Below are 13,139 nucleotides of genomic sequence, written 5' to 3'. Positions count from 1 at the left end.
ACGACGGAGGGTCATGCGAATGAGTTTCAGTCCTGTCGGTCGGGCACGAAACCCTTGGCGATCCGGTCGAAGTTCGGCAGGTTGGCCTGCCAGTCCTTCTCGGCGATCTCCCACCGCAGGGCGTAGCCCCGGTTACTGGCCGTCACGAACCCACGGTTGCGGACGTGGATCCGCGTGCCGTCGCGGGTCTCCAGCCACTCCCAGTCGGAGCAGGTCTTCCAGAAGTCGCAGCGCACGATGCCGAGCTTCTGATAGTTCTTCACGATGTCCTTGCGGCCCGGCTCGATCCGCACCCAGTTCGCGTAGGCGTCCTTCTCCGGCCTCGGCGTCCACTGCACGAGCAACTCACCCGGGCCGTCGGGATCGTCGAAGACGACAGTGTCGCTGCTGGCCTCTTCGCGCACCCAGCCGTCCGGGATCGGCAGGGTGAAGCCGGCCGGGTCCCGGTGCAGCTTCCAGCCCGCCGGCAACGCGTTCGGGTCGACCGAGGGCGAGGCCGAGGGCGTCGCGCTGGGGGCACCGGTGGTGGGCGCCGGCGCAGCGGAACTCGGCGCCGCTGCCGACGTCCCGCCGCCCCCGGTCGGCCCGGTCTGCGGTGTCGTGTCGTCGCCCTTGGTGAGCATCGGCACCACCACCACGAGGCCGATCAGCAGCAGGGCGACCACCGCCCCGATCAGCAGGTTGCGGCGGGTGTTGTTCGGCTTCGTGCCGTCGAACGGCGGCACCGACGCGCGACCCGCCGGACCCACCGGCGGCAAGAGCGACGTCGGCGTCGTCGGCCTGCGCTGTTCCGGAGCCACCGGCGGACCGTCGACCGCCGTCGGCTCGTCGTCGTTCGTCGTACCGTCGCCGGTCGTGTCGGCCGCGGCCGTGACCTTCGCGGTCGGGTCGGCATCGGACGGCGCGGCATCGGACGGGCGGTCGATCGTGGCGGTCGGCTCGGCCGGCACCGCCGCGGTCGGGTCGCCGTGCGCGCCGGAGGCAACGACGGCCGTCGGGGTGGCATCGGTGGCGGAGGTCGTAGCAGCGGCGGAGGTAGCGGAGGCCGGCGGCGACACCGGCCGGTCGACACTCTCGGCCGGTCGCGGCGCGGGGACGTGCGGCGGGCGCGGCTCGCGCGGGCCGTTCGGCCCCGGCCGGCGTACGCCATCAAGCAGCGAGATCCCGCGCGCCCGCTTGCCACCGGCGCGGCGCAGCAGGCGTTCCGCCACCTCGGCGGTGATCCGCTCGTTCGGATCCTTCCGCAGCAGCCCGTTCAGCACGGCCTTGAGCGGACCGGCGTTCTTCGGCGGCGGAATCGGCTCGGTCGCCAATGCCGCAAGGGTGCCGATCGCCGACGGCCGCGCGTACGGCGACTTGCCCTCGACCGCCGCGTAGAGCGTCGCGCCCAACGACCACAGGTCGGCCTCCGGGCCGGCGGTGCCGTCCCGAGCCCGCTCCGGCGAGATGTACGCAGGCGAGCCGAGCACCATGCCGGTGCGGGTCACGTTGGGGTCACCAGGAATGGTGGCGAGACCGAAATCCGTCAGCACCACCCGGCCGTCCTCGCCCAGCAACACGTTGCCGGGCTTGACGTCGCGGTGCATCACGCCCGCCTTGTGCGCGGCACTCAGCGCACCCAGCACGCCGAGGCCGATCTCCACCGTGCGGGCCACCGAGACGGGGCCATCCTCGGCGAGAGTGTCCTGCAACGACTTCGACGCCACGTACTCCATGACGATCCACGGATCGCCGTCGGTGCGCAGCACGTCGAAGATGCGGACGACGTTGGCGTGGTTGAGCCGGGCGATGGCCCGCGCCTCCCGCAGCGAGCGCTCGCGCATCTCGCGGCGCTCCTCATCGGTGAGACCGGGCGGCGGCACCAACTCCTTGATGGCGACGTCCCGGTGCAGCACCTCGTCGCGTGCCTTCCACACTCGGCCCATGCCGCCCTGGCCGAGCGGCGACAGGAGCCGGTATCGGTCAGCGACGAGTTGGGGAAGCGCGTTCGACATCGCTGAGACGGTACCCGGACCGGCTGACGCTCACACCGCCGGCACGCCACTGTGCGCTTCGCGTAACTTCGCGCCGCGTACCCTGGCGTCATGTCTGCCGAAGAGCCGCTGTTCCGGGTCGTTCGCGGCGTGCCCACCGCGGAGGAGCTGGCCGCCCTGGTCGGAGCGATCATCACCCGCTCCCGCCCTGCCGCCGCTCCCGCGCCGACGACCACGTCCGCCTGGGCGCGCAGCGGTCGGCCGGTCGCCTCCGGCGGGTGGCGTACCTCCGGCCTGCCCCGCAGCTGACCCGACCCGCCGGACGGGGGCTGCCAGGGGCACGGGGAGCGGTTACCCTCACTCAGGGAGACGATGCCGTGACACTTAGGGAGGACCCGTGATCCCTCAGGAGGACCGGCCAGCGCCCTGGCTGCGCGGTTACGGCGGCATCGAGGCCGACATCAGCCAGCTCAGAGAGTTCGCCGACCGGCTCGCCGCCGAGGTCGAGAGCAACTACGCGCCGCACCTGTCGTACATCGCCGAGGACATGTCCGCGAAGCTGCCCAACCCGTGCGACGCCTTCGTCGAGCTGGTCACGTTCCTGCACGCCCACCACGAGACGCAGCAGGCCACCGCCGACATCGTGTACGCCGTCCGCGGCGCCACCGGCCACCTGGCCGCCGCCGCCGACCAGGTCGCCACCCGATACGCCGACAGCGACGCCTTCACCGCCGCGCGAGTGGTGGACGTGCGACAGGCCCTCGCCGACCCCACCAGCATGCTGCCCGGCGGTCCGACACCGATGCTGACCGACCCGACCGGCGCCGACGCCGACACCGAAGGGCCGGTGGTGCTGCCATGATCGACCGGGGCACCGGCCGCACCTCCGGCCGCACCGACTGGCATCTGATGGACGTCAACAGCATGTGGGCCTGCCTACAGGACCACGACACCACCAACCACTGGAAGCAGGTCGCCGGCTGGCGCAAGGTCTGCGACCTGGCGCAAACCCACCTCAGCCGCCTCCGGGAATACCGGCGCGGGCTCGCCGAGGCGTGGCCACCCGAGACCAGCGCCGCCTCCAGCACGTACCTGGCCGAGCTCGACGAGCTGATCGACAAGGTGCAGCGCACCCACGACGCCGCCGCCGCGAACTACACCGCGCTCGCCGCCGCCACCCAGGCCATCGGCACCACCCGCGCCGCGCTCAGCAAGATCCACGAGGAGTACGCGACCAAGTCCCAACAGAAGCAGGCGTACGAGTCGATGGCCGCCGACCCGAAGGCGATATTGGGCAACCGGACCACCGAGGCGCCTGTTACTGACACGGACCTGGAACGACTGAATACTCAGGCACGGACGGCCATGTTCAACCTCAGCGGTGAACTCCAACAAGCCCAAGCAACCCTCCAAAAACCACCAGCGGCGCCGAGGAGCACGCGACAGCCGGACGATCCGGATGTGTATGGCAGTTATCAAACACCCGTGATCCCGCCCATCGTGCCGGTGCCGATATCCGCTCCCTCTGTGACTCAACTGCCGAGCCCAAGCGCTGAGCGGGCGGGTCCCGTACCCGTGGTGCCGGGAATGGGCCCGGTTCTCGGAGGAGCCGCAGCAGGAGTCTCTCTCCCACCGACTACTACCGTCACTCCCACGATTCAGACACCAGCGATAGTCGGCCCGCCAGCCGCCGGGCCGGGCCCCACACCGGCGTTCCCCCCTACTCCTCCCCTAGGCTCGCCAACAGCACCTGCCTTGCGGCCGGGCCAGCCAGGGCCACTCACAAGGCCAGTTAATGGCGCCACTGATGGGAGTGCAACGCGATCTACGCCGCCCGCGCGCCCCACCCCTTCTGCAGGAGGATTAATCGGGGGTGTCCCAGGATTGAGTACAGGTCAACCCGCAGGTAACGCTGGGACCCCCAGAAGGGTCAATCCGGTCGGCGGCGTCATTGGAGGCGGCGGTGCAGGGACAGCGCCCAGTGGTTCAGCAGGAAGCCGACCAGGTGGGGGACGCAGTATCAATGGAAGCCCAAGCGGTTTCCCGATCGGCGGTGCGCCAAGCTTGCAAGCGAGCGCGGGTCGCCCAGGGACGCGGTCAGAGCTTGAACAGAAATTTCATCGATGGGATCCGGATAACCCTTGGGAGACCGAGAAAGGCGTACCTCCGGTGGTTCAGCCTCCGGACCGCGATGATCCGATCGACCCTGGTCCCGCAATCGGCTTTAACAGGTGATCCGGCAGTTCTTGGCAGGAGCTCTTAGGGTAGCGCTGATCGGACTAATACTACCTGCGAGCATTGCCGCCCCAGCACAAGATGCGGACCTTATACGAGGCGACCAATGGCATCTTCCATTCCTGCACATCGGTGCGGTGCATCTGCTTAGCCAAGGGGCAGGGGTGATCGTCGCGGTGCCAGACACCGGAGTCGACCCCCATCCTGATCTAAGCGGAAATCTGCTAGACGGCACAGACGTTATTTCCGGAGGAAGCGGCGACGGGCGCCAAGATCGAGACAGTCATGGCACTTCGATGGCGGGCCTGATTGCCGCCCACGGAAAGGAAGACGAACAGGGCGCTCTTGGGATCGCCCCTGAGGCAAAGATTCTTCCAATCCTTGACACCCCGCCGAGCGGCATAGGCGATCCGGATGCACTCGCCTCCGGTGTCGAGTTCGCGATTTCAAAAGGTGCTGACATTATTTGCATCTCAGCGGTTGCCGGTGCCAGCGTGCGCCTTCAGCAAGCAATTAAGGCCGCCCAGGATGCCGACATTGTAGTGATAGCCGCAGCGGGTAATCGACCCTCCGACACCGGCGTGCGCTATCCAGCCAGCGAAGAAGGCGTGATCGCCGTCGGCGGCGTCGGTCGTGACGGACTGCACGCCGCCGTCTCGGTGACCGGGTCGAAGATCGACGTCGTAGCTCCCGCTGTCGATATCTACAGCACCAGCTACGACGGAAAGTACTCGAAGGGCACTGGCACATCGAGCGCCACGGCGATCGTGGCGGGGGCGGCCGCGTTGATCCGGTCCAAGTACCCGTACCTGCCGGCGCGGGAGGTGGCGCACCGACTCACGGCGACGGCTGTCGACAAGGGCCCGCCGGGGCGTGACGACGAGTACGGCTATGGCGTGATCGATCTTGTGGCGGCGCTGACGGCGGACGTACCGCCGCTGGGGTTTGAGTCTGTGAGCGCGCCGGCTGATGCTGGCCCGACGACGGTTGGTGCTCAACCGGGTGATGACGGCGACGGCGCGACGGCGCGTGGCCTGGTCACGCTTGGCGTGATCTTGGCTGCGGGGGTTGGGTGGGCGGTGGTGGCGCGGCGGCGTCGGCGCGGCGATGAGCCGCCGCCCAGGATTAGTCGCTGATTGGCCGACGGCGCGGTGATCGACTCGGGTTCCTTAAAGTTGCGGTGTCCGGGGCGGTGGGACACCGCGGTTTCAAGGAACCCGAGTCGATCACGCTCGGCACCGCGCTCGGCACCGCGTGCGCCCGATGGGCGGGCCGGCGGGCGGGGCGAGCAGGCCGGCGGGCGGCGGTCGCTTGGGTTGCTGCGTGGTGGGAGGCTTGTGTGGGTGGTTAGCCGGTAACGTCGGGTGGGTGTCTGAGACTCTGCCGCTCCGCCTCGTGCTCGCCTCGGCGAGCCCTGCCCGTCGCAAGTTGCTCCAGGCTGCCGGGATTGAGCCAGATGTGCTGGTCAGCGGGGTGGACGAGTCGTTGGTGGTGACCGAGCGGGCCGAGGAGTTGTGCCTGGAGTTGGCGCGGCTCAAGGCGCAGGCGGTGTTGACCCGGCTGAGCCCTGGCGCCGACCAGCGGACGTTGGTGATCGGGTGTGACTCCGTGCTGGCGTTCGACGGGGAGATCCTCGGCAAGCCAGCGGACCCGGCGGATGCCACCGGGCGTTGGCTGCGGATGCGGGGGCGCAGCGGCGTCCTGCACAGTGGGCACTGCCTGATCGACGTTGCCGCCGGGCGGCGCGCGGAGGCGGTCGCCTCGACCACTGTCCACTTCGCCGATATCAGCGACGACGAGATCGCCGCGTACGTGGCAAGTGGCGAGCCACTGGCGGTGGCCGGCGCGTTCACCATCGACGGGTTGGGCGGGCCGTTCGTGGAGCGGATCGAGGGTGACCCGGGGACGGTGGTCGGGTTGTCGATGCCGCTGCTACGCCGCCTCCTCGCCGAGTTGGATCTGCGGATCACCGACCTGTGGACGAAGGTCGCGCCGGGCGGCCAATCGGTCGAGCCACTCGGTAACGTCCGGTCATGACCACGAAATCGATCCCGCTCACCGACGAACTGCACGAGTACCTGGTCGCGCACGGCTCCCCGCCCGACGAGATCATTTTGGACCTGGCCGAGGAGACCCGGTCGGTGCTGCCGGAGCACGCCACCATGCAGGTGGCACCGGAGCAGGCCGCCTTTCTGACATTCTTGACGCGGCTGCTCGACGTACGGCAGGCCGTCGAGATCGGCACGTTCACCGGGCTCTCGTCGCTGGCGATCGCCCGCGGGTTGCCCGAGGGTGGGCGGCTGACCTGCTTCGACATCTCCGAGGAGTTCACCGGCATCGCCCGGCGCTACTGGGAGCGGGCCGGCGTGCAGGACCGGATCGAGCTGCGCATCGGCCCGGCCGGGGAGACGTTGCGGGAGTTGCCGCACGAGCGCTACCTGGACTTCGCGTTCATCGACGCCGACAAGACGGGCTACCCGGTCTACTGGGCCGAGTTGGTGCCCCGGATGCGGCCCGGTGGAGTGATCGCGGTCGACAATGTCCTGCGCGGCGGACGGATCGTGGCGCCGCAGGACGAGGGCGACCGGGCGATCGCCGCCTTCAATGATGAGGTGTTGGCCGACGTACGGGTGGACCCGGTGATGCTGCCGATCGCGGACGGCCTCACCCTCGCCCGGGTGCGTTGACCGGCAACGCCCGCCGGCCATTTTGATCCACTCGGGTTCCTGAAAGTCGCGGCATCCCAGGCGTTAGGACACCGCGACTTTCAGGAAAGCGAGTCGATCACGCCCGCACCAGGCGCCGAACACGCCGGGACTGTCGGATCAGCGGACGCTGCGGGCGAACTGGCGGGCGGCCCAGTAGACGCCGAGCGCGGCGAGCACCGCGGTGATGCTGAGGCCCTGCCAGACCTTGTCGCTGGCCAGGTCACCGGCGAACAACGCCCGGGTGCCGTCGACCGCCCAGGAGAACGGGTTCCAGTTGGCGATGCCCTGCAACCAGCCGGGGGCGAAGGTGAGTGGCAGCAGGATGCCGGACAGCAGCAGCACCGGCTGCGCCACAGTGTTCATCAGGGGGGCCAGCGCATCCTCGCTCTTGACCTTGAGAGCGACGCCGTAGGAGACGGCCGAGGTCATGAGGGCGATCAGGGCGAGCATCAGGTACGCCAGCAGCAGGTCCCCGATGAACACCCGCAGGTCGAACAGGAGCGCCAGCAGGGTGATGATGATCGCCTGCACGACGAGCGACACGACGTCACGCAGCGAGCGACCGAGCAGCAGGGCGAGCCGACTGATCGGGGTGACCCGGGAGCGTTCGATGACGCCGGCACGCAGTTCGGCGATCAGGCCGAAGCCCTGGAACAGGCCCCCGAAGATCGCCAGCAGCACCAACAGGCCGGGTACGAAGATCTTGTAGGCGGCGGCCTGGGTGGGCGCGTTCAGTGCCGGCTTGAGCAGCGGGGCGAAGAGCAGCAGGTACATGACCGGCTGGAACACGCCGACGAAGACCCAGACCGGGTTGCGCAGCAGGAGTTGCGTCTGGCGCTGGAAGATCAGCCAGGTGTCACGGGCGAATTTCATGAGTGGTCTCCGGGTGGTCAGGACTCGCGCAGCGAGCGGCCGGTCTTGGTGAGGAAGACGTCGTCCAGGCTGGGTCGGTGCAGCTCGATCGAGCGCAGCTCCAGCCCGGCCTGGTCGAGCCTGCGCAGCACCTGCGGGATGGCGGTGGCGCCCTCGTCGACGTAGAGGCGCAGGCCGCCCTCGTCGATGGCCTCCAGCTTGTTGACGTAGGCCTCGCCGTCGAGCACCTGGGTGGCCTGCGGGGTTGCGGCCAGGTCGAGACCGACAAGCACCACGTCGCCGGAGATCTCGCGCTTGAGCTCGGCTGGCGTGCCCTCGGCCACCACCTCGCCGTTGTCCATGATCGCGATCCGGTCGCAGAGCGCGTCGGCCTCGTCCAGGTAGTGCGTGGTGATGAAGACGGTCATCCCGTCGTTGCGAAGCCGCCGGATCTCGTCCCACATGTGTGCGCGGCTCTGCGGGTCGAGGCCGGTGGTCGGCTCGTCCAGGAAGACGATCTTCGGCTCGTGGATGATGCCGAGCGCGATCTCGACCCGTCGGCGCTGACCTCCGGAGTAGGTCTTGCACTTGCGGTCCGCGTACTCGGTGAGCTGGAAGGCGTCCAGCGCGCGGACCGCGCGCCGCTGCGCGTCGGCCTTGCTGATGCCATACATGCGGGCGTGCAGCACCAGCTCGTCGCGGGCGGTGGACTCGTCCCAGGTGCTGCCGCCCTGCGGGACGTAGCCGATGCGCCGGCGCACCTCGGCTGGGTCCTTGCGCAGGTCGGCACCGGCGATGGTGGCGTCACCGCCGTCCGGCTCGATGAGCGTGGCGAGCATCCGCAGCGTGGTGGTCTTGCCGGCGCCGTTCGGGCCGAGGAAGCCGAAGATCTCGCCTTCGGCGACCTCGAGGTTGACGCCGCGCACGGCGTCCACCGTCTTCGTCTCTCGACCCGCGCGGGAGCGGAACGACTTCCGCAGCCCCCTGGTCTCGATCATTTCTGCTCCTGGTCGTTCGGGCCGGCGGGGCCGGCCGTCGAGTGTCGTTCGGGCCGGCCGCGTGCCGGCCGTCGAGTGGGACGAACGCCGGACGGCGCACTCCCCCGCTGTGCCGACAGCAGGCTAACGCGATATAGCTCTTTTAGTCAACGTTGATTATTCCGCCTGTGGCGGCGGCGCCGACTCCGGGCGCCCCTTCCACCCCGACCAACCCTCGGCGCTCTCCAGCTCAGCAGGCAGGTACGACACGCCGGAGTCGATCCGCTCCGCGATCCGCTCGCACCACCCCATCTCCGCCTCCGCCCGCGCCGCCCACAGCTCGAACATCCAGCCCACGTGCACCGGCTTGCGGTTACGCACCCAGTCCGACTCGAGGGAGGCCCGCATCGACTCGACGCCGGCACGCAGCAGATTGGCCCGATTGCGCAGGGCGGCGGCGGCCTCGGCACGCGGCATGGCCGGCAGGAAGGAGAAGGCCACCGCGAAGGGGTCCGATGGCTCGACGAGGTTCCACCAGAGGTTGCGCAGCATCGTCTCGAACTCGTCCTCACCCTTGGCGGTCACCTCGTAGGTGGTCCGGGCCGGACGGGCGCCGACCTGCTCGGTGGCGACGGCGCGGAGCAGCCCCTCCTCGGTGAGCTTGCGCAGGGCGTGGTAGATCGAGCCGGGCTGCACGTTCGCCCACTTGTCCGCGCTCCAGCTCAACAGTTCGCGGCGCACGTCGTAGCCGTGCACGGGCTGCATCCACCGCACCAGACCGAGGATCATCATTCGAGTCGCAGACACCCGGCAAGCGTAATAGCCAAGTTTGACTATGATGAGTGCCGCATTCCACACTGAGCGATCGTTAGGGTCAGCGGGGCGGCCGATACACTCCCCGTCAGTAACCTGCCCGGTGAGGAGCTACGAAGGTGCGCAAGGTACTCATCGCCAACCGCGGCGAGATCGCCGTTCGGGTGATCCGTGCGTGCCGCGACGCCGGCCTGGGCAGCGTCGCCGTGTACGCGGACTCCGACCGTGCGGCCCTGCACGCCACCCTCGCGGACGAGGCGTACGCGCTCGGCGGGGACAGCGCGACCGAGACCTACCTGCGCATCGACAAGCTGCTCGACGTGGCCGCCCGCGCCGACGCGGACGCCGTACACCCGGGTTATGGCTTTCTCAGTGAGAACGCCGACTTCGCCCAGGCGGTCATCGACGCGGGGCTGACCTGGATCGGCCCCACCCCGCAGGCGATCCGCGACCTGGGCGACAAGGTCACCGCCCGGCACATCGCGCAGCGCGCCGGCGCGCCGCTGGTGCCCGGCACTCCCGACCCGGTGGCCAGCCCGGACGAGGTGATGGCGTTCGCCGTCGACCACGGCCTGCCGGTCGCCATCAAGGCCGCCTTCGGCGGCGGCGGGCGCGGCCTCAAGGTGGCCCGGACGATGGAGGAGATCCCCCAGCTCTTCGAGTCGGCCACCCGGGAGGCGGTCGCCGCGTTCGGCCGGGGCGAGTGCTTCGTCGAGCGTTACCTCGACCAACCGCGCCACGTCGAGGCGCAGGTCCTCGCCGACCAGCACGGCAACGTGATCGTGGTCGGCACCCGGGACTGCTCGTTGCAGCGTCGGCACCAGAAGCTCGTGGAGGAGGCGCCCGCGCCGTTCCTCACCGACGCCCAGCGGGCCCAGATCCACGACAGCGCCAAGGCGATCTGCCGCGAGGCCGGCTACCACGGTGCCGGCACCGTCGAATACCTGGTCGGCAAGGACGGCACCATCTCCTTCCTGGAGGTCAACACCCGACTCCAGGTCGAGCACCCGGTCACCGAGGAGACCGCCGGCATCGACCTGGTGCGCGAGCAGTTCCGGATCGCCGACGGCGCGAAACTGCGGAGCACCGAGGACCCGACGCCGCGCGGGCACTCGATCGAGTTCCGGATCAACGGCGAGGACCCGGGCCGCAACTTCCTGCCCGCCCCGGGCACGGTCACCGCGCTGCGACTGCCCACCGGCCCGGGTGTGCGGGTGGACACCGGCATCTCGGCCGGCGACGTGATCGGCGGCAACTTCGACTCACTGCTGGCCAAGCTGATCATCACCGGGGAGACGCGGGCCGAGGCACTGGAGCGCGCCCGCCGGGCCCTGGACGAGATGATCGTCGACGGGATGGCGACCGCGCTGCCGTTCCACCGGCTGGTCGTGCGGGACGAGGCGTTCACCGCCGAACCGTTCACCGTGCACACCCGCTGGATCGAGACGGAGTTCCACAACATCGTGCCGCCGTTCGCCGCCGCCGCCGGCGCCGCCGAGGCGCCGGCCGAACGCGAGACCGTCGTGGTCGAGGTGGGCGGCAAGCGCCTGGAGGTCAGCATCCCCGCCGGCTTCGGCGGGAGTACGACCACCGCGGCACCCGCCTCCCGTAGGCCGACGCGACGCGGCGGGGCGGCCAAGGCGGGCGCACCGGTCAGCGGTGACGCGCTCACCTCGCCCATGCAGGGCACCATCGTCAAGATCGCGGTAGCGGACGGCGACACCGTGGCCGAGGGAGACCTGGTGGTGGTGCTGGAGGCGATGAAGATGGAGCAGCCGTTGCACGCGCATAAGGCGGGCACGGTCAGCGGGCTCACCGCCGAGGTCGGCGCGGTGCTCACCGCCGGTGCCCCCATCTGCACCATCGCCTGACGGGCCCTTCCGAAGAGCTGGGCGCGGTGGGAGTGGTTTGCGGCACCGCACCCGGCAGCGGCGGCCGGGAGCGGGAATGATGGTCGGGTGCGGTTCCTTCACGGCGCGGCCCCCGCGCACGACCTGACCTATACCGACGTCTTCATGGCGCCGGCCCGTTCCGACCTGGGTTCCCGGCTCGACGTCGACCTGTCCACCGGTGACGGCACCGGCACCACCATCCCACTCGTGGTGTCCAACATGACGGCGGTCGCCGGCCGGCGGATGGCCGAGACGGTGGCCCGGCGCGGTGCGATCGCGGTGATCCCGCAGGACATCCCGATCGAGGTCGTCGCGACCGTCGTCGCCTGGGTGAAGCAGCGGCACCTGGTCTACGACACGCCGATCACCCTGGGCCCGACCGAGACCGTGGGTGACGCCATCCACCTGCTGCCCAAGCGCTCGCACGCGGCGGTGATCGTGGTCGACGACGCCGGCCGGCCGATGGGCGTGGTCACCGAGGCGGACACCACGGGCGTGGACCGGTTCGCCCAGCTGCGGCACGTGATGTCCACCGAGCTGCACACCGTCCCGGCGGACGCGGACCCGCGTACCGGCTTCGACCTGCTCTCCGCGGGTCGTCGCCGCCTCGCTCCGGTGGTGGACGCCGACGGCCGGCTGGTCGGGGTGCTGACCCGCCAGGGCGCGCTGCGCGCCACCCTCTACACGCCGGCCGTGGACGACCGGGGCCGACTGCGCATCGCCGCGGCCGTCGGCATCAACGGTGACGTGACCGGCAAGGCCGCCGCACTGCTGGAGGCGGGGGTGGACACGCTGGTCGTGGACACCGCGCACGGCCACCAGGCGCGGATGATCTCCGCGCTCCAGGCGGTCCGCAAGCTGGACCCGGGAGTGCCCGTGGCGGCCGGCAACGTGGTCACCGCAGAGGGGGTGCGCGACCTGGTCGAGGCGGGTGCGGACATCATCAAGGTCGGCGTCGGGCCGGGCGCGATGTGCACCACCCGGATGATGACCGGCGTGGGTCGGCCGCAGTTCTCCGCCGTCCTCGACTGCGCGACCGCGGCCCGGCAACTGGGCCGGCACGTCTGGGCCGACGGTGGGGTGCGGCACCCCCGCGACGTGGCGCTGGCGCTCGCCGCCGGTGCGTCGAACGTGATGATCGGCTCGTGGTTCGCCGGCACCTACGAGTCCCCCGGCGACCTCTACACCGAGCCGGACGGCCGGCGGTACAAGGAGAGCTTCGGGATGGCCTCGGCTCGGGCGGTCAGCGCCCGAACCGCCGATGACAGCCCGTACGACCGGGCCCGCAAGGCGGTGTTCGAGGAGGGCATCTCCTCGGCCCGGATGTACCTGGACCCGGCCCGACCCGGCGTCGAGGACCTGATCGACGAGATCATCGCCGGGGTACGCAGCGCCTTCACCTACGCCGGCGCCCGAAACCTGACGCAGTTCCACGAACAAGCCGTCGTGGGCGTCCAAAGCGCCGCCGGCTTCACCGAAGGAATGCCCCTACCCACAAGCTGGTAACCCCCACCCCCGCTCCTCCCCCCAACCCCCAACCCCCTCCCACCCCGCCCCACCCCACCCCGCCCCGCCCCCGTTGATCATGGAGTTATTGCCACCCGCGTCGGCGTGTCGTGGCAATAACTCCATGATCAACCGAGGGAAGGGGGGAGGGGCGAGGGAGGAGCGGGGGTGGGGTGGGGTGCT

The 13,139-nt window shown here is 70.0% G+C and carries 12 protein-coding genes; 7 read left to right on the top strand and 5 right to left on the bottom strand.

What is annotated here, in order from left to right; all coding sequences use genetic code 11:
* Positions 1-26: 26 nt before the first annotated feature.
* On the bottom strand, positions 27-1,994 hold the full coding sequence (locus AB0B57_RS28690; protein WP_357076452.1) for a protein kinase: 1,968 nt from the start codon (positions 1,992-1,994) through the stop codon (positions 27-29).
* A 90-nt stretch (positions 1,995-2,084) separates the two neighbouring features.
* On the opposite strand from AB0B57_RS28690, the gene AB0B57_RS28685 reads away from it, so the two are divergent.
* Complete coding sequence (locus tag AB0B57_RS28685; RefSeq protein WP_357076449.1) at positions 2,085-2,282, top strand: acyl-CoA carboxylase subunit epsilon; 198 nt, start codon at positions 2,085-2,087, stop codon at positions 2,280-2,282.
* An 88-nt stretch (positions 2,283-2,370) separates the two neighbouring features.
* Positions 2,371-2,835: a hypothetical protein gene (locus tag AB0B57_RS28680; RefSeq protein ID WP_357076446.1), complete on the top strand. Its 465-nt coding sequence runs from the start codon at positions 2,371-2,373 to the stop codon at positions 2,833-2,835.
* Between the two features lie 292 nt (positions 2,836-3,127).
* On the opposite strand, the gene AB0B57_RS28675 is transcribed toward AB0B57_RS28680, so the two are convergent.
* Positions 3,128-3,301 (bottom strand): hypothetical protein, encoded by a 174-nt coding sequence (locus tag AB0B57_RS28675; protein WP_357076442.1) that lies wholly within the window; start codon positions 3,299-3,301, stop codon positions 3,128-3,130.
* Positions 3,302-4,255: 954 nt separating this feature from the next.
* Here AB0B57_RS28675 and AB0B57_RS28670 point away from each other — a divergent pair.
* The 3 genes from AB0B57_RS28670 (at position 4,256) to AB0B57_RS28660 (ending at position 6,895) form a co-directional block, all read left to right on the top strand.
* Positions 4,256-5,344, top strand: coding sequence for a S8 family serine peptidase (locus tag AB0B57_RS28670; RefSeq protein WP_357076601.1), 1,089 nt, complete (start codon positions 4,256-4,258; stop codon positions 5,342-5,344).
* A gap of 232 nt (positions 5,345-5,576) precedes the next feature.
* Complete coding sequence (locus tag AB0B57_RS28665; RefSeq protein WP_357076439.1) at positions 5,577-6,245, top strand: nucleoside triphosphate pyrophosphatase; 669 nt, start codon at positions 5,577-5,579, stop codon at positions 6,243-6,245.
* Positions 6,242-6,895, top strand: coding sequence for an O-methyltransferase (locus AB0B57_RS28660; RefSeq protein ID WP_357076436.1), 654 nt, complete (start codon positions 6,242-6,244; stop codon positions 6,893-6,895). Before AB0B57_RS28665 ends, AB0B57_RS28660 begins: the two co-directional genes overlap by 4 nt.
* Before the next feature lie 138 nt (positions 6,896-7,033).
* Here AB0B57_RS28660 and AB0B57_RS28655 read toward each other — a convergent pair whose 3' ends face one another.
* From AB0B57_RS28655 to AB0B57_RS28645, 3 genes are all read right to left on the bottom strand, one after another.
* Positions 7,034-7,789 carry an ABC transporter permease gene (locus AB0B57_RS28655; protein WP_357076433.1) on the bottom strand — a complete coding sequence of 252 codons (756 nt, stop codon included), beginning with the start codon at positions 7,787-7,789 and terminating at the stop codon, positions 7,034-7,036.
* A 17-nt stretch (positions 7,790-7,806) separates the two neighbouring features.
* Positions 7,807-8,766, bottom strand: coding sequence for an ATP-binding cassette domain-containing protein (locus AB0B57_RS28650; protein ID WP_357076430.1), 960 nt, complete (start codon positions 8,764-8,766; stop codon positions 7,807-7,809).
* 156 nt (positions 8,767-8,922) lie between these two features.
* Positions 8,923-9,537 (bottom strand): PadR family transcriptional regulator, encoded by a 615-nt coding sequence (locus tag AB0B57_RS28645; RefSeq protein WP_357076598.1) that lies wholly within the window; start codon positions 9,535-9,537, stop codon positions 8,923-8,925.
* A 140-nt stretch (positions 9,538-9,677) separates the two neighbouring features.
* On the opposite strand from AB0B57_RS28645, the gene AB0B57_RS28640 reads away from it, so the two are divergent.
* Positions 9,678-11,429 carry a biotin carboxylase N-terminal domain-containing protein gene (locus AB0B57_RS28640; RefSeq protein ID WP_357076427.1) on the top strand — a complete coding sequence of 584 codons (1,752 nt, stop codon included), beginning with the start codon at positions 9,678-9,680 and terminating at the stop codon, positions 11,427-11,429.
* Positions 11,430-11,516: 87 nt separating this feature from the next.
* Complete coding sequence (locus AB0B57_RS28635) at positions 11,517-12,956, top strand: GuaB1 family IMP dehydrogenase-related protein (RefSeq protein WP_357076424.1); 1,440 nt, start codon at positions 11,517-11,519, stop codon at positions 12,954-12,956.
* Positions 12,957-13,139 lie beyond the last annotated feature (183 nt).

The organism is Micromonospora sp. NPDC049101, assembly GCF_040648675.1.
Lineage (GTDB): Bacteria > Actinomycetota > Actinomycetes > Mycobacteriales > Micromonosporaceae > Micromonospora.
This window is presented reverse-complemented; position numbering and strand designations above follow the sequence as displayed.

Bases quoted from the DNA above. Each gene is read 5' to 3' on its own strand.
- AB0B57_RS28690 (WP_357076452.1), bottom strand. From the start codon at position 1,994: ATGTCGAACGCGCTTCCCCAACTCGTCGCTGACCGATACCGGCTCCTG.
- AB0B57_RS28685 (WP_357076449.1), top strand. From the start codon at position 2,085: ATGTCTGCCGAAGAGCCGCTGTTCCGGGTCGTTCGCGGCGTGCCCACC.
- AB0B57_RS28660 (WP_357076436.1), top strand. From the start codon at position 6,242: ATGACCACGAAATCGATCCCGCTCACCGACGAACTGCACGAGTACCTG.
- AB0B57_RS28655 (WP_357076433.1), bottom strand. From the start codon at position 7,789: ATGAAATTCGCCCGTGACACCTGGCTGATCTTCCAGCGCCAGACGCAA.
- AB0B57_RS28650 (WP_357076430.1), bottom strand. From the start codon at position 8,766: ATGATCGAGACCAGGGGGCTGCGGAAGTCGTTCCGCTCCCGCGCGGGT.
- AB0B57_RS28645 (WP_357076598.1), bottom strand. From the start codon at position 9,537: ATGATGATCCTCGGTCTGGTGCGGTGGATGCAGCCCGTGCACGGCTAC.